17 protein-coding genes and 1 other RNA gene are annotated in these 14,571 nt (G+C 59.0%); 2 read left to right on the top strand and 16 right to left on the bottom strand.

What is annotated here, in order from left to right:
• Nucleotides 1–7 precede the first annotated feature (7 nt).
• Nucleotides 8–433 (bottom strand): hypothetical protein, encoded by a 426-nt coding sequence (locus tag FD02_RS00470; RefSeq protein ID WP_082603252.1) that lies wholly within the window; start codon nucleotides 431–433, stop codon nucleotides 8–10.
• A gap of 91 nt (nucleotides 434–524) precedes the next feature.
• Between FD02_RS00470 and ssrA the strand changes: the two genes are divergently transcribed.
• Nucleotides 525–891: a transfer-messenger RNA gene (ssrA, locus tag FD02_RS11010) on the top strand.
• 12 nt (nucleotides 892–903) lie between these two features.
• Here ssrA and FD02_RS11135 read toward each other — a convergent pair.
• Nucleotides 904–1,068: a hypothetical protein gene (locus tag FD02_RS11135; protein ID WP_156408195.1), complete on the bottom strand. Its 165-nt coding sequence runs from the start codon at nucleotides 1,066–1,068 to the stop codon at nucleotides 904–906.
• A 240-nt stretch (nucleotides 1,069–1,308) separates the two neighbouring features.
• On the opposite strand from FD02_RS11135, the gene FD02_RS00465 reads away from it, so the two are divergent.
• Nucleotides 1,309–1,743: an ACT domain-containing protein gene (locus FD02_RS00465; protein ID WP_054722187.1), complete on the top strand. Its 435-nt coding sequence runs from the start codon at nucleotides 1,309–1,311 to the stop codon at nucleotides 1,741–1,743.
• A gap of 668 nt (nucleotides 1,744–2,411) precedes the next feature.
• Here FD02_RS00465 and FD02_RS00460 read toward each other — a convergent pair.
• From FD02_RS00460 to FD02_RS00395, 14 genes are all read right to left on the bottom strand, one after another.
• Nucleotides 2,412–3,182 (bottom strand): Cof-type HAD-IIB family hydrolase, encoded by a 771-nt coding sequence (locus FD02_RS00460; protein ID WP_056949833.1) that lies wholly within the window; start codon nucleotides 3,180–3,182, stop codon nucleotides 2,412–2,414.
• Nucleotides 3,175–3,861 carry a beta-phosphoglucomutase gene (gene pgmB, locus FD02_RS00455; protein ID WP_054722185.1) on the bottom strand — a complete coding sequence of 229 codons (687 nt, stop codon included), beginning with the start codon at nucleotides 3,859–3,861 and terminating at the stop codon, nucleotides 3,175–3,177. The genes FD02_RS00460 and pgmB overlap by 8 nt, the downstream gene beginning before the upstream one ends.
• The gene (locus FD02_RS00450; protein WP_156408194.1) at nucleotides 3,848–6,571 is read right to left on the bottom strand and encodes a glycoside hydrolase family 65 protein; all 2,724 of its coding nucleotides are present in this window, start codon (nucleotides 6,569–6,571) and stop codon (nucleotides 3,848–3,850) included. The genes pgmB and FD02_RS00450 overlap by 14 nt, the downstream gene beginning before the upstream one ends.
• A 190-nt stretch (nucleotides 6,572–6,761) precedes the next feature.
• On the bottom strand, nucleotides 6,762–8,114 hold the full coding sequence (locus FD02_RS00445; RefSeq protein ID WP_056949831.1) for an amino acid permease: 1,353 nt from the start codon (nucleotides 8,112–8,114) through the stop codon (nucleotides 6,762–6,764).
• A gap of 143 nt (nucleotides 8,115–8,257) precedes the next feature.
• Complete coding sequence (locus tag FD02_RS00440; RefSeq protein WP_156408193.1) at nucleotides 8,258–8,713, bottom strand: hypothetical protein; 456 nt, start codon at nucleotides 8,711–8,713, stop codon at nucleotides 8,258–8,260.
• A gap of 48 nt (nucleotides 8,714–8,761) precedes the next feature.
• The gene (locus FD02_RS00435; RefSeq protein ID WP_056949830.1) at nucleotides 8,762–9,952 is read right to left on the bottom strand and encodes an acetate/propionate family kinase; all 1,191 of its coding nucleotides are present in this window, start codon (nucleotides 9,950–9,952) and stop codon (nucleotides 8,762–8,764) included.
• Nucleotides 9,953–9,985: 33 nt separating this feature from the next.
• A complete protein-coding gene (locus FD02_RS00430) occupies nucleotides 9,986–10,993 on the bottom strand; it encodes a class I SAM-dependent methyltransferase (RefSeq protein WP_056949829.1) in 1,008 nt (335 codons plus the stop codon).
• Nucleotides 10,994–11,095: 102 nt separating this feature from the next.
• Nucleotides 11,096–11,278 carry a hypothetical protein gene (locus tag FD02_RS00425; protein WP_054723527.1) on the bottom strand — a complete coding sequence of 61 codons (183 nt, stop codon included), beginning with the start codon at nucleotides 11,276–11,278 and terminating at the stop codon, nucleotides 11,096–11,098.
• A complete protein-coding gene (locus FD02_RS00420) occupies nucleotides 11,262–11,768 on the bottom strand; it encodes a hypothetical protein (RefSeq protein WP_156408192.1) in 507 nt (168 codons plus the stop codon). Before FD02_RS00420 ends, FD02_RS00425 begins: the two co-directional genes overlap by 17 nt.
• Complete coding sequence (locus FD02_RS00415; protein WP_056949828.1) at nucleotides 11,722–12,042, bottom strand: hypothetical protein; 321 nt, start codon at nucleotides 12,040–12,042, stop codon at nucleotides 11,722–11,724. Before FD02_RS00415 ends, FD02_RS00420 begins: the two co-directional genes overlap by 47 nt.
• Nucleotides 12,012–12,455, bottom strand: coding sequence for a type II secretion system protein (locus FD02_RS00410; protein WP_056949827.1), 444 nt, complete (start codon nucleotides 12,453–12,455; stop codon nucleotides 12,012–12,014). Before FD02_RS00410 ends, FD02_RS00415 begins: the two co-directional genes overlap by 31 nt.
• Entirely contained in the window at nucleotides 12,452–12,778 is a 327-nt protein-coding gene (locus FD02_RS00405; protein ID WP_056949826.1) for a type II secretion system protein, read from the bottom strand. The genes FD02_RS00410 and FD02_RS00405 overlap by 4 nt, the downstream gene beginning before the upstream one ends.
• The gene (locus FD02_RS00400) at nucleotides 12,778–13,746 is read right to left on the bottom strand and encodes a type II secretion system F family protein (RefSeq protein ID WP_056949825.1); all 969 of its coding nucleotides are present in this window, start codon (nucleotides 13,744–13,746) and stop codon (nucleotides 12,778–12,780) included. Before FD02_RS00400 ends, FD02_RS00405 begins: the two co-directional genes overlap by 1 nt.
• Entirely contained in the window at nucleotides 13,722–14,570 is an 849-nt protein-coding gene (locus FD02_RS00395) for an ATPase, T2SS/T4P/T4SS family (protein WP_162255560.1), read from the bottom strand. The genes FD02_RS00400 and FD02_RS00395 overlap by 25 nt, the downstream gene beginning before the upstream one ends.
• Nucleotide 14,571: the final 1 nt, after the last annotated feature.

The following is a 14,571-nucleotide window of genomic DNA, read 5'->3' as shown; positions in this document are numbered from 1 at the left end:
CTAACTCCTATCGATGGTGACGTAACTGGTCGCGCAAGCCCTCGGTGCGCTGGCGTTGCGCCGAGCGCTGACGCAACGCCTCATCCGGATCCACGTAGTCATCCGGCAAGGCATCATGCGCGATTAAGTAGCGCTTCAGCCGGCTTTCGGTGTACAGATACGGCGTTAAAAACGCCAACGCCGCCAGGAACAACCAGATAATAAAGAAGCGGTCCCACTGGAGGTAATGAATCCCGGCGCCCACCAGCAGCTCGCCCAAGCCGGTCATAAATAAACTGTTGCGGCACCACGTTTGCGCATGGGCAAACCCGTCATCGGTGACGCTAGCCAGGTAACTCGTGTAGCCGAAAATGCCGCCACGCTTGTGCGCCCGGTTCACCAAATACATCAGCGCCAATAACCATTCGAACGTCCCAGCAAACATAAAAATCATGCGCGTTCCTCCATTGATTGTCTATTCATCAGACTAGCACGTCCACCGCGCTTTGACAAACGGCTAAAGCCCTGCTATGCTTGAGTTTCCCGGGGGTGTAATGGTCTCGACATTGGTCTTAGCCCTTGTGGTGCACGCCGGAGTCCGGCTCCGTCATCAACGGAACACAGTTTATTTAACTGCAAAAAACAACGAACCATCTTACGCACTCGCCGCTTAATTACGGCCTAGCGTGATCTTGCCACTTTTGCTCAAGGGGTGTGTCAAGGTCTAAAAGCATTGAGCTACGGGCAACGTTGCCACCTGAGGCGCTGTCAAGAGATTTTAGGTTAGCCAAGTGGCGTTAGCCCTGCCGTCCGGCGCGGCCGCTTGGTGAACTTCAAATGGGACGACTAAGCGTGTAGAGCTGCAAGGAGCGGGGCTGATGGACAGGAGTTCGATTCTCCTCACCTCCATAAAGTAACATCACATCATTTACAATCGGCTACAATCGTTGCTAAATCAGCGTTTGTAGCCGATTTTTTTACAGTAATAACGGCATCTTCGTCAAAAGTCTGAGTCAATTTTGAGTCAGGCTTTTGTAAATTGTCGCCACTTGAAAAAACGACAACGTCAACTTTATTTTTACTGGACATTCATGGCTCACATCCAACTCAATACGACTTAATCACCTCAGAAATCTTAGGTTTCGGCGCCACCTGCTGTGCAAACAGTCGGTGGCGCCGTTTTTTGCACAACGGTCGCTACCATCCAAAGTGTGCATGAAAAGCGTGAAGAATTCGCGACTTTTTCACCAAACCTTGAGGAAGATTGAGTCATGTGTTCGCGATTCATGGTACAATTGCCGCATTACAAGCTCAATTGGGGGAAATCCGATGGAAAAGTATTATATCGTCGACAGTTCGATTCTGCCCGACGTGGTCGACAAGGTCATCGAGGCGCGCACGCTGATCGAAAACGGTCAGGTCCGCCAGGTCAGCGAGGCCGTGCGCCAAGTCGGCATCAGTCGCGGCACCTACTACAAGTACAAGGACTACGTGTTTCTCCCCGACGCCGGGTTGACCTCACGCAAAGCGGTGATCTCATTGATGCTCCATCACGACCGCGGCATTTTGTCCGAGGTCTTGGCCACGGTGTCGAATGCCGAGGCTAGCATCTTGACCATTAACCAAAACATCCCGATTCACGACTGGGCGAGCGTTGTGATTTCATTCGACATCAGTAACCTCACCGGCACGCTTGACGATTTACTCGCCAAGCTGCGGCAAGCCCATGGCGTCACCGATGTGGCCTTGATTTCTGTCGAATAGTTGGCTCAACCAAAGTCTGACGCATCACGCGTCGGACTTTTTTGATGCGATTGTTGGGTCGGTTGAGTCTGACGCGTGACGCGTCAGACTTGGTCGTAACCAAAATGCTTTACGGTGTCATTCATCAAGTTGGGCACACCAGCCGGTGACAAATCGCCAGTTTCTGCTCGATTCGACGCACGACGCGTCACACTAACCTATCACGCGCACTCTGTTAGACCGGATTCTTCCCCCATCGACCCCAGCAACTCGCAGCCGGCACCCAATCCGACGCATCATGCGTCAGATGAACTGGTCAATCGAATCATCGCCAGTTCACAGCGAGCGTTTACTGTCGACCGTGACCGCCATCCCGCTTCGGTGTGACGCACGACGCGTCACACTCACCTATCACGCGCATTTTGTTAGACCGGATTCTTCCCCCATCGACCCCAGCAACTCACAGCCGGCACCCAATCCGACGCGTCACGCGTCAGATGAACTGGTCAATCGAATCATCGCCACTTTCCAACGAGCGTTTGCTGTCGACTGTGACCGCCACGACGCTTCGATGTGACGCCTCACGCGTCACATTCCCTCACCGCGGCCCAACCGTCCACGCCAACCAAAAACGCGCGACACCTCATCCGACGCGTCGCGCGTCACACTCACGCAAATTCAACTTGCCGTCAGTCAATCAGCCCGTAATGCCGCAACCCATTGGCGATGCCATCGGCCGTGTTGCTGGTGGTGATAAACTCCGCCAGCGCCTTGGCCGCCGGCTCCCCATTGGCCATGACCACCGGGTGATCAACCAGTTGCAGCATCGGCAAATCATTTGCTGCATCGCCAAAGCCATAAGTCGGCAAATGCGCCAAGCCAGCCTGGGCCAGCAGCGTCATGATGCCAGTACGTTTGCTGACGCCGTGATTCATCACATCTAAACCGCGAATGTTGTTGCGTACCAAGTCGAGCTCGCCGGCAAAGGCGGCCTGAAACTCAGCGTCTCGCCCTCGGTCAAAGACAAACATAAAATTAATGTCGCGAGCCTGCCACCAGGTGCGGTCGACGCGCGCCGCTAGCCGCAACAGCGCGTAGTTTTCCTTGGTGTCCGTACTCGCCGCGCTCAAGGCAAAGCCCTGGTGCGTGTACCAGCCCACCGGGTCGCCGAATTTGGCGGCAAACACGTTGAACCGCGTGATCACCGCCGGCGGAATCGTCTCCGTCGCAATCGGCTGGCCATTGAGTTGCACGTAGGAACCGTTGGCGGAGACAATCGAGTCGATTTGCGTGGCGTCGAGCACATACTGAATCTCAAACAAGTTGCGTCCCGTGGCCACCACCGGCAAAATATCGTGCTGGCGCAGGCTGGTCATCGCCGCCAGCGTGCTCGGCAACAGCGACTTGTCGTCGGCCAACAGCGTGCCATCCAAATCAAAGAACACGACGGCATTAGGCATGGGCGTCACCCGCCAATCGTTGTTGCAGCGCCGAAAGCGTCAAGTCACCGGTGTTGGCGAAAACCAGATCCGCATCGCGCAACACCGCCGGGTCGCCAATGCCCACCGCCAGCGCCCCCGACCGGCGAATCGCTGTCACACCAGCCGCGGCGTCTTCCACACCGAAGCAGGCAGTAGCCGGTAGCTGAATGCTGGCGGCGGCCCGCTCGAAGATTTCCGGATCCGGCTTGCCGTGTTGAAGCGTGGCGGGGTCGACGATGTGCGGAAAGTCTGCGGCCAGGCCGAGCCGAGCGAGCACTTTCGGCGCATTTTTCGACGCCGACGCCAAGGCAATCCGGAAGCCGTGATTCTTCAACTCGCCGACAAACGCCTCGATGCCCGGTAAGATATCCGCAGGCGTCAGCGTGTCGACCAGCGCCAAGTAACGCTCGTTTTTCGCCGTGGCCAGCGCCTGTTTTTCCGTCGCGCTATATGCGTCTTGCTTGCCGGCTGCGCGCAGGATCAGCTCGAGGCTGCTCATGCGGTCGATGCCCTTCAGGGAATCGGCCAGCGCCGGCGTCCAGTCGGCGCCGACCTGGGTCGCTACGGCTTGCCACGCCTTCGCGTGCAGCCGCGCGGTGTCCGTGATCACCCCGTCTAAATCAAATAGTGCGCCTTGTAACTGTTCAAAGCGACTCATGTTCCTCATCCTTTCCCATTGTCACCGTCTGCGCCTGGTTAGCCGTCAACGATAACGACCGGCCGAGCACCTGCAGCGTCAAGTCGTGATCGGCCTGCACCGTGATGGTGGCGGCTGTTTCCGTGACGCGTAGCACGGTACCGTGCCACCGCAGCGAAAAACTTAACTTGGTCCAGTGATCCGGCAGGTGCGGCGTGATTGTCGGCTGCGGGCCGCGCAGGTCGGCGCCGCCATACACCTGCGTGGCCACGTTCAAGGTCGCGCCCATCACCCCGAGGTGAATCCCTTCAGCGGTGGTGCCGCCTTGAATGTCCCAGTAATCCGAGAACAGCGCCTGGTGGTAAAACTGCCAGGATTGGTCGCTGCGCCCGGCCATTAAGGTCAAGGCCGCGTAGACGATTCGCGACAGCGTCGACCCGTGCGTGGTGCGGTCGAGGTAAAACTGCAGGTTCTGGGCAAAATAATCCGGTGGCAACTTCACCCCGAGGCCCTTCAGCAGGTGCTGCATTGTGGCTTGCGGCAACAGGTACCAGGCCATCAAGGTATCGGCCTGTTTGGCCACCTGATAGGCATCCGGCGTCTTGCCCGCCGCCTTTAAGATCCGATCCAGCCGCGAGATGTCGCCATATTGTTTGCGATACGCGTCAAAATCCAGCGTCGGCAACTTAAAGTAACCGGCGAACTGGCCGAGAATGCCATCGCGGTTGACGGGAATCGCCAGGTGCTGCTGAACTGCCTTGGCCAGCTTGGTGTCGGCGGCTTGCCAGTCGCTGGCTTGCGCGGCTTGGGCCCAGTTCTTCGCAAACGGGGCCTGCAATTGCTGCAGGGTGCCGAGCAGCCACGCCACCAATAGATTCGTGTAGGTATTATCGGTGAGCCCCGCCGTTTTGGCGTTGGGATAGCCTTCGTGGAATTCATCGGGCCCCATCACGCCGCTGATGTGATACTGCTTGGTTTGCGGATCAAGCTCGGCCTTGCTCAACCAAAACTTGCCAATGCTCAGCAGCATTTCCAAGCCGTTGTCGCGCATGAATGCGTCATCGCCGGTAGTGTGCCAGTACAGCCACACGTTATAGGCAATCGCCAGGCTGACGTGGCGCTGGCGCCGCGAGTAATCCGGGTCCCACTGGTTGGTCAAGGGATTGAGGTGCAGGCTTTGCGCCTGCTCGTCGCCGCGGCTGGCGGATTGCCAGGGAAACATTGCCCCGGCGTTGCCCGCCGCCTTGGCCGCCTCCCGCGCAGCCGGCAGGCGCCGGTAGCGATACAGCAGCATTTGCTTGGCAATCTCAGGCGACTGGTCGATATACGCCGGCATCACGAAGAGCTCGTCCCAAAACACGTGGCCACGGTAAGCCTCGCCGTGCAACCCGCGGGCGCCAACCGAGGCGTCCAGTTGCCCGCTGGCCAGCGCCCCACCCGCCACGGCCAGGTGAAACGCGTTGACCCGCAACAGCTTTTGGCTGATCAAGTCGCCGTCGACGGTGATGTCGCTGGTTTGCCACAGGTGGCGGTAATACGCCGCGCTGTCGGCGGTAATATGGTCGAAGTCGGCACCAGCCAGTTCCTCCCACACCGCCGTGTCCAGCGCACCGCTGGTTTCACGACTGGTAAAAATTGCCACGGTTTTGTCCACGGTGTAGGTTTCACCGGGCTGCACGTCGAGCGTCAGGCTTTGGCGAATCGCCTTGGCGCCGGTGGTAGTGGTCACCGGCGTGGCCTTGGCGCCGGTCGTGAGTTTGCTGCCTAAGGCGAATTCGATGTGACTGGTTTTGGTTTGGCCGGTTAACAGCGCGCGCTCGCCGGCACTGGCCATGCCGGTCACCGCCACGTGGTGCTGGTCGAATTGCGCATAGCGGTCGACGTTGCCGTTGACCACGTCGCCGTCAATTGTCGCGCTGATTTGAATCGTGCCGGCAAAATTCAGCGGCGTGATGGCATAGCGCAACCCCAGCTGGTGCCAGTGGTTCATGCCCGCGACTTTTTGCGTTTGGATCATCAGCTGGTGCCCGGTGGCCAGCGCCAGCATCAAGGTCGTCGTCAGCCGGCCGGTGCGCAGGTCGAGGCTGCGATAAATATCGTGGATGTCGCGGTGACGAATCCGAATCGGGTTGCCTTGGTCGATCGACACCGTCAGCGCCTGCACATTCGGCAGGTTGACCAGGTCCTCGTTGGTCACGTCGCGGCCATTAATGGTCGTCGTGGTTTGGTTATACACGCCGGCGACGTACAGGCCGGGATAATTATCCGCGTCGGCTTGCGCCTCAACATACGCACCGCGCAAGCCATAAAAACCGTTGCCGATGGTGAGCATCGCCTCTTGGCCGCGGTTGCGCTTGCCTTGGTACTGCCCGTAATAATCGAGATGCCAGCTGGCCTGCTCGCGCTTGGCGTTTAGGGCTTCGGCTAGGCCAATGCGCTTGACCGTCGGCTGGGCCACCACCGGCACGTTAAACATGTTGGTCAACGCTAAGCCGATGTCGATCCGCCCGCCGTGAAAGCCAACAACCGTATCAGAAAAGGGATAGCTCAAGGGATTTTCAATAATGATGGCGGCAAAATCGATGCCGACCAGCTGCACCCGCAGATTTTCGAGGTTATCGCCGATGCTTTGGTCGGGATCGTCGGTGATGCGCAGCTGATCGGCAGTCGCGCCGGCCGGCAACGTCACCGCGATGGCGTCGGGTAAAATTTTCAGAGAAACAGTATTCAAACGCTCGCCCCTTTTCAGTAAAGTATACATATTATGTTAACTCAATCTAACATGAAGCACAAACTAGCCCCATTTGGTCAAAACTTTATGTGAAGTCGCAGGGGCCCTTCCTGCCTCCACCGTACCAACTTGACAGGCGCCGATGCAAGCAAAAAGGTGGCTCGGCGTTTGCGCCGAGCCACCCAATTCATCAATTTGTTTTGCGCCACCACCGGCGCGCGCCGTACAGCACCACCACCCATAAGATGGCCACCCCGGCGGACACGGCCGTCGTCGTCGTGAACAACATGATCACGAACACCGCGGCCAAAAATGCCAACACAACATAGTCACCCCAGGGGAACCACGGCGCCGGGAAGCGCCCACCACCGGGATGCGCCCGGCGGTAGCGCAGGTGGGCCAAGACGATCATGCTCCAAATAAACAGAAAACTCGTCGTCGCCACGCTTGAAATCAGCGTGAACACCGCGCTTGGCAACACGAGGTTCAACACCACCGCGCCGGCGACGATTAACGCCGACACCAGCGTCGCCCGCGCCGGCACCTGGCGCCGCGAGAGCTTGGCCAACCGCCGCACGCGCGGCGACGTGCTGGTCAGACTCAGCGAGAACAACAACCGGCCGGTGGAAAATAGCGCGGAGTTGCAGGACGAGGCCGCGGCGGTGATCACCACAAAGTTCACCACGTCGGCCGCGTAGCCGATGCCCAGGTTGGCGAAGACCTGCACGAAGGGACTACTGTTAGCGTGCACCGTGTTCCAAGGATAAATCGCCATGATCACGGTCAAGGCGCCGATGTAAAACAAGATGATTCGCATCGGCAGTTCATCGATGGCCTTGGGGATCACGGTTTCCGGATCGCTCGCCTCCCCCGCCGTCAGCCCCACCATTTCAATGGCGGCAAACGAGAAGGTCACCATTTGAAACGACAGGAAAAACCCGCGTGCGCCATGCGGGAAGAAGCCGCCGTATGCCACCAGGTTGCGCAGGCTGGCGTGCCCGGCCGGCGTCGGGTAGCGCATGATCAGCATCCAAATCCCCACGGCAATCAAGGCCAAAATCGCCGCCACCTTGATCAACGCGAACCAAAACTCCGTCTCGCCAAAGACCCCGACGCTGATCAGGTTCATCAGCAGCAAAATCACCAACGCGACTAACCCTGGCAGCCACTGCGGCAACCCCGGCAGCCAGTAGTGGATATACACCCCAATGGCCGTCACCTCGGCCATGGCGATCGCCAACCAGCAGATCCAATAGGTCCAGCCGGTGACAAAGCCCCAGTCGCTGCCGAGGTACTGCTTGATAAAGTCGATGAACGACGGCTTGTCGACGTCGGACACCAACAACTCACCCAGCGCACGCATGATGAAGAAGCACACGCCGCCCATAATCGCATACGCTAGCAGCAGCGACGGGCCGGCGAGGTGAATCGATTGCCCCGCGCCTAAAAATAGCCCGGTGCCGATAGTGCCACCGATGGCCATCAATTGAATGTGTCGATTTTTCAAACTGCGCGCCATGGTGGGCTGGGCGGATTTAGCCATAAATAACCTCCGTAATGGGTCCATTATACACAAACCCGCGGTCTATCGCTGGTTACGCCACCTGCCGCACAACAAAACAAACCGGGAGCAGCGGCGAGCTGACGCGCTCGCTTCACCGTTCTCCCGGTTTGCATGAAAATCATTCATTTTGTGATGATGACCCGTTGCGGATCCATGCGCTGCTTCAGCCACTTGGCCACAGGCGCCGGGGCTTCGCGCAGGCGCATCGTCACCACGGTCACCGCCCCAACCTTCGCCGTCACCAGGGTGCCGGAATTGTTGGCACTCAGTTGCACCTCGGTTAAGACGCGATACGCGCGCAATGTCCCTAACCCGTTGACCAGCGCTTCGTTGGTCAATCCGCGCGGCCAAAAGGCAAACACGAGAAACATCCCCACGATGAAGCCGCCGCTGACCAGATCTGTGAACTTGCCCGACGTCAGCCAGGTCAGCCCACCGGCCAGCGCCGCGCCGATCAGGTAAAACAACCGCCAGCCCCACCGCACCCTGGCGGCAAAGACGATGGCGTGACGCAACCACAGCGACACGCCGAGGGCAATCAATAAGATGGCGATATAGCCCCAACTCAATAGATTCATAGCAACCCTTTCGTTGACAAAGGGGAAGGCCATTGCCTTCCCCCCAGTTTACTTGCTCAACCGCACAACATCGCGGGCAATCATCAACTCTTCGTTAGTCGGCACCAACAGCACCTTGACCTTGGAGTCGGCGCTAGAAATGATGCGCTCTTCGCCCATTACGTCATTGGCTTCGTCGTCGATTTTGGCGCCGAAGACGCTGAGCCCGTCGATGATGCGCTTGCGCTCAACCTTGTCGCCTTCGCCCATGCCGGCGGTGAACACCAGCGCGTCGACGCCGCCCATTTCGGCGATGTAGCCGGCGACGTACTTTACGACGCGGTTGGTGAAAATGTCGATGGCCAACTGCGACGCCGGCCGCTCCGTGCGGGTTTGTTCCAACTCACGCATGTCTGGGGACAACCCAGAAATTGCCTTTAACCCGGACTCGTTGTTGAGGATGTGAATCATGTCCTCGGGATCCGTCAGGTTAAGCTTTTGCATCAAGAAGGCGACCAGCGACGGGTCGATGTCCCCGGAGCGGGTACTCATCGTCACGCCGGCCAGCGGGGTGAAGCCCATCGACGTGTCAAAGGACTTGCCATCTTTTTCGGCGGTGATGGACACCCCACTGCCGAGGTGCATCGTGACCATTTTCAGGTCCTTCAAATCCTTGCCCAGAATCTCGGCGGCGCGGTGCGACACGTAGCGGTGGCTCGTGCCATGCGCCCCGTACTTGCGCGCGCCGTACTTCTCGTAGTATTCCGGCTTGATCGAATACAGGTAGTTCATCTTCGGCATGGTGGTGTGGAAGGAGGTGTCAAACACGCCGACTTCCGGCACGCCTGGCAACAGCTTCATGAACGCCTTGATGCCATTGGCTTCGGCGGGGTTGTGCAGCGGCGCGTATTCGGCCAACGCCTCGACTTCCTTCAACGAGTCCGCATTCAGTAGCTCGGATTCCTTGAAGCGTTCGCCACCGGCCACGATGCGGTGACCGACGCCTTCGATTTCGCGGTAATCGCTAATGATTTTCAGGTCCAACAAGGCCTTCAGCAACATATCGACGGCCATATCGGCGGTTGGAATGTCTTGTTCCACCTGATATTTTTGCCCATCGCCATACTTGACCTTAAAAATCGAGTTGGGTAACCCCATGCGGTCAACCATCCCAGAGGCCACGACGGTTTCGTCGGGCATGATGAACAGCTTCCACTTTAACGTTGAACTACCAGCATTGATTGCAAGAATTTTTGACATAGTGCATCTCCTCAAAATGAATTCGTATCGCGATTACGCCAGGTTTTGCGCCGCCCAGCTGTGAACCGAGTCCACAAACTGCGCAAACGCCGCCCGGTCGTTGAGATCCGGGAACTCGCCGAGCAACACCTGCTTGACCTGCTTGGCGCTGCCACCTGGTTTTTGCACCACGAGCAACGCCTTTTGCGCCGTTGCGCTGGTGAAAAAGCCCTTCGGCAGATTCAGCAAGCCTTGAAATAGCGCCGCCTGCGTCAGCCACGCGGTGAGCCCCGCCGCCTCTTCGGTTTGGAACAGGTCGCTCGGCACAAAGAACAGCCCGAGCCCGCCTGGGGCCAACATCCGCACGCTTTGCTCGATCAGCAGGTGATGCGCATACGAGTGCCCCGACTTGGCTGCAGTGGCAAACTGCTTGGCCCGCTCGTCAACGGGATAAAACCCGACCGGCAAGTCGGCAACCACCAGCGTGGCCGCGGTCACCGGTAGGTTGGCCAAGGCGTCTTGGTGCAACAACTCGACGTCAAGCCCTTGTAAGGCCGCGCTCATGCTGGCCACGCCAAGCAGCTGCTCGTCATTGTCGATGCCCACCCCGTGCAAGCTGCTGCCAGTTGCCGTGTGCAATTGATTCATCACAGCAAAAAGCAGGTTGCCCGTGCCGGCAGTGGGATCCACGATGGTGGCGGCGGGCGAAAAGTGCGGCATGAACGTCGTCACCATGAAGGAAGCCAAGCTGGCCATCGCATCGGGCGTGACCTGCTGATTCGGCTGAATGCCATCAACCGTAATGGCTTTGACCAACACGAGCTGCAAGGCCTGGCGCAACTCCTCGGGCGAATAATCGCGCAAGTTGATCGGCGCAAACAACGCCTTGAGTTTTGCCGTCGTGGCGGCATCGGGCAGCCCGTCTTCGTGGCGAATACCCAACTGAAGGTCTTCACCGGCCTCAATCACGGCGTCTAAAAAACTCGTGTGGAGGTTTTTTTGTAGCAAGGTCGTCGCTTGTTCCAGCGCTTGCCACAACGCCTTTAGTTCCGCTTGTGCCACTGCTTGACCCCCTTTATTCTCATCAGTACGTACCAGTATATTCTACCCATCCAAGAAAGCAGTTTCAAGGTGAACTGGTGAGAAACGGCGCCGGGAGCGGATTCATTTTGCCTGCATGGCTAACCAATCGCGATAAGTACGCACCACCTCCTGTTGTTGCCAGCGAATCTCGCTGCGATATTCCGCCTGCCACTGGGCCAGCTGCATCAGCTGTGCCGTCGACACGATGATCACCACCGCTAAGATCCCGATGGCGGTAATCAAGGCACTACCGGGTAAGCGCACGGCCAATCACCCCCTCAAACGTCTGGCCAGGGGCATAGCCCAAGCCGCGCCACCGCGGCAGCGTCTCGAGTCGAAAGGTCACGTGGGTGGCATCGAGTTGTGCCCAGTGCATCGCCGCCACGCCGGTCATCAGCGGCATATAACCGGCGCCGGTCGGACCGGTGGCGCGCAACACCGAAGCATTGAGGGTCGGGCTGATGGCCACCCCCACCAGGTACGTCTGATCCGATCGCTTCAACTTTAACTCCGTGGCTTCCTTACCTGCGCCGGAACTTGGGCGCTGGACCACCGGCGTCACGTCCGTGGCCAAGTCGTTCAGCGCCCGTTCGGCATCAAACATTTCAATTAAGGCCTCATCTTGCCATAGCGGCACGACCATCAGGTGCATCACGCCCAACCACAAGCCGGCCAGCACAACAAATACCGCTAGCGCAACGGTGGTTTCAATCAAGGTCGTCGCGGCTAAGCGTGTAGGTGGTTGTCCCCGCATCACTGATTACCTCTACTTTCTGCAAAGTGATCGTCACGTGCCACGTCGCCGAGCCAACGTGCACCGTGAGTTCGCCAGGCGTGCTTCGGCGCAGCAAGGCGACCCGCGCGGCATAGCGTGCGGAGGCGGCTGCCCGCAGTGGCGTGGTCGTGGTTTGATACACGGTATAGGTCATCGTCACCCAGCCAACAATCAGCACCGTCACCATGATGGCCGCCAGGTGCTCGGCGAGGATGACGGCACTTAACTGCTTTTGCTGAATAATACTCCCCATCCTAACTGAATCGTGTAAGTTTGCGTGCGGCCATTGGCGCGCAAGAAGCGCACCGTCGCCGGCGTGGTATAAAAGCCATAACTCGTGGTCGACTTGAAGCGGTTCACCACGGAAAGCACACTGGCGTTGCCCAGGCCATCCACCACCCGTAACCCCTTTGGGATGGCAATGGTGGTTTGGCCGCCCACGGTAAAGGTCACCGCATCGGGCCCAATCTTCACGCTGATGTCTTGCCGGCGCCGCCGCGCGTCTCGCATGCTCGTGCGCCAGGTTTGTTCAAACTCGGTGAAAAAAGCCTGCTCGCGCCGCGCCTGCATCGCTTGGGGCAACAGCCAGCCGCCCACTAATAGCACGGTGATGAAGATGGCCAACGCCGCGGTTACCTCGATCAACGTGAACGCGGGCTTCCTCATGGCTCGCCGGTCACCGTAAACTGCGGCGGCTCATCCAGCGAAAGCTTCACCGCCCCGGCCAGTTCTTGCCATTGGGCGCTCGTGATAATCTGGGCCTTCACCATGGTCTCGCCGCTTTTTAGGTCACTAGCGGCCACGTTTTGGCCTTGGTAGGCCGCCACGATTTCGCTGTTCACAACCGCCACAAGTGCTTCTAAGTGTTGCCGGTGAGCGCGCGTGACTTGCGCTTGAATCGTCGCCACCAGCGATAACGTCAAGACGATGATGATGCCCAACGCCGCGAGCACCTCGACCAACGTAAAGCCGCGCAGTCGTTTTTTCATCAAAAGCCACCTCCAAATTGGCTGTACAAGGGCACTAATAATTCGCGATAAACCAAAACAATCTGAATGCCAATCACGCCGAACAACAGTGGCTGTACCAGCGCCAAGAGTCGGTTGGCTCGCGCCTCCAGCGTGGCCAATAACTGCTGGGCAAATAACGCCACCCCTTGTTGCACCAACGCCTCTGGCTGCCCCAGCCGCAACAAGGCGACCACCGGCGGAAACACCACCCGCTCGGCTAACGCATCCGGCAAGGCCGCTCCGGCGGCGACGCGCGCCACGATGCGCCGGCCGGCCTGTGCCAACACGCCAGGCGGCAACTGCGCCAGGTGCTCGCAATATTGCGTGAGGGTTTGGCCCCCGGCCAGAAACTGCGCCGCGCCGCTGACAAATTGAAATTGCTGATCTAATACCACCAGCGGCCCGATACCAGGCACGCGGGACAAAATGGCAAACCGCCGCAGGGCATTCAGGTGGTGCAGCCACCAGCCCACCACCGCGCCGCCGAGCACCACCCCGCCGGTCACCACTAGGGTCAGCGGTACTTGGCGCTGTTGCGCCGTGAACGTGGGCAATACCCAGCCGATGACCAGCACCTGCAGCCCCGCCAATAAACCCAACAGGAGTAACGGGTACACCAACAGCTGCCGCAGCCTACCCACCCGCCGCGTTTGCAAGTCGATTAACTCGCCGGCCTGGCGCAGCGCCAAGGCGAGTTGCCCGTGCGCGGTGGCCAAGGTAGTTTGCGTCACGATGGCGTCGTGAAACCCTAAGTCGGCGAGTCCCGTGGCGAAGTCGCCACCAGCGGTTAACTGCGTTTCCAACTGCCGCCAGCGCGCTTGAAATTGCGGCTGACTCACGCCGAGGTACGCCACGCTGGCGCGGAGCGAAAACCCGGCATCTAGCAACGCGGCAAGCGTCGTCAGCGCCGCGACTTGCGCAGCTAGCGTGAACTTGCGGTTTGCCATTTCACCATCTCCACTTCTGGATAAACCTCCGGGGACAAACGCAAGCGCACAGCGCCACTCACCACCAGCGCGGCCTCGATTAAACTTTGCGCGACGCCCAGTGAACGCAGGCGCACAGGGACGCTTCTGGCGTCCTTGGCGTGCACCGTCGTCAAGACGATGTGGCCGCTAACCGCCGCTTCACAGGCCGTCACCGCCGTTTCGTGGTCGCGGATTTCACCAATGACCAAGACGTCCGGCCGGTGCCGCAACGCCGCCTTCAACAAGGCCGCATAGCTTTGCCCCGCTGCTTCATTCACCTGTAACTGCAAAAACGCCGCGTGGATGATTTCCACCGGGTCCTCGATGGTCATCACCATTTGCGTCTGGGCAAAATCGGCTGCCACCTGATACAACAGCGCCGATTTGCCGGCGCCAGTGGGCCCGCACAAGGCCAACATGCCGCGCGTGGCGAGCAGGTGGTGTAACTGCCGCACGACGATGGCGGTGCGGACGTTCACCAGCGGAATACCGTACAGCAACCGAATCACCAGCGTTTCCTGATCGGCAAAGTTACCGACGGTGCTCAGCCGCAACCGAGGCGTCAGCCCCGGCAAGGACACCGCGCCGAGCTGGACCCGGCGGTGCTCGGCGATGTTCATCCCCGCTTGATACTTCAAATAATTTAGCCACCGCGCGGCAATCGTGGCGGGGACCGTTTGGTTACGCTGCATCCCCGCCGTCGTGCGCCACCAGATGTCATACGTCGCGCCTTGCGGTAGCACGTAGACATCGCTTGCGTGCAGGTCGGCGGCGGCTTGCAACAACGCCATCAGCTCGTCCAAC

This window comes from Lacticaseibacillus nasuensis JCM 17158 (assembly GCF_001434705.1).
Taxonomy (GTDB): Bacteria; Bacillota; Bacilli; order Lactobacillales; family Lactobacillaceae; genus Lacticaseibacillus; species Lacticaseibacillus nasuensis.
Note: the sequence above shows the minus strand (reverse complement) of the source record. Positions and strands in the feature narration are given on the sequence as shown.

Excerpts from the sequence above, each read along its gene's own strand:
- FD02_RS00400 (WP_056949825.1), bottom strand. The coding sequence starts at position 13,746 with ATGGCAAACCGCAAGTTCACGCTAGCTGCGCAAGTCGCGGCGCTGACG.
- FD02_RS00460 (WP_056949833.1), bottom strand. The coding sequence starts at position 3,182 with ATGCCTAATGCCGTCGTGTTCTTTGATTTGGATGGCACGCTGTTGGCC.
- FD02_RS00405 (WP_056949826.1), bottom strand. The coding sequence starts at position 12,778 with ATGAAAAAACGACTGCGCGGCTTTACGTTGGTCGAGGTGCTCGCGGCG.
- FD02_RS00435 (WP_056949830.1), bottom strand. The coding sequence starts at position 9,952 with ATGTCAAAAATTCTTGCAATCAATGCTGGTAGTTCAACGTTAAAGTGG.
- FD02_RS00465 (WP_054722187.1), top strand. The coding sequence starts at position 1,309 with ATGGAAAAGTATTATATCGTCGACAGTTCGATTCTGCCCGACGTGGTC.
- pgmB (WP_054722185.1), bottom strand. The coding sequence starts at position 3,861 with ATGAGTCGCTTTGAACAGTTACAAGGCGCACTATTTGATTTAGACGGG.
- FD02_RS00445 (WP_056949831.1), bottom strand. The coding sequence starts at position 8,114 with ATGGCTAAATCCGCCCAGCCCACCATGGCGCGCAGTTTGAAAAATCGA.
- FD02_RS00470 (WP_082603252.1), bottom strand. The coding sequence starts at position 433 with ATGATTTTTATGTTTGCTGGGACGTTCGAATGGTTATTGGCGCTGATG.
- FD02_RS00420 (WP_156408192.1), bottom strand. The coding sequence starts at position 11,768 with ATGCGGGGACAACCACCTACACGCTTAGCCGCGACGACCTTGATTGAA.
- FD02_RS11135 (WP_156408195.1), bottom strand. The coding sequence starts at position 1,068 with ATGTCCAGTAAAAATAAAGTTGACGTTGTCGTTTTTTCAAGTGGCGAC.
- FD02_RS00410 (WP_056949827.1), bottom strand. The coding sequence starts at position 12,455 with ATGAGGAAGCCCGCGTTCACGTTGATCGAGGTAACCGCGGCGTTGGCC.
- FD02_RS00440 (WP_156408193.1), bottom strand. The coding sequence starts at position 8,713 with ATGAATCTATTGAGTTGGGGCTATATCGCCATCTTATTGATTGCCCTC.
- FD02_RS00415 (WP_056949828.1), bottom strand. The coding sequence starts at position 12,042 with ATGGGGAGTATTATTCAGCAAAAGCAGTTAAGTGCCGTCATCCTCGCC.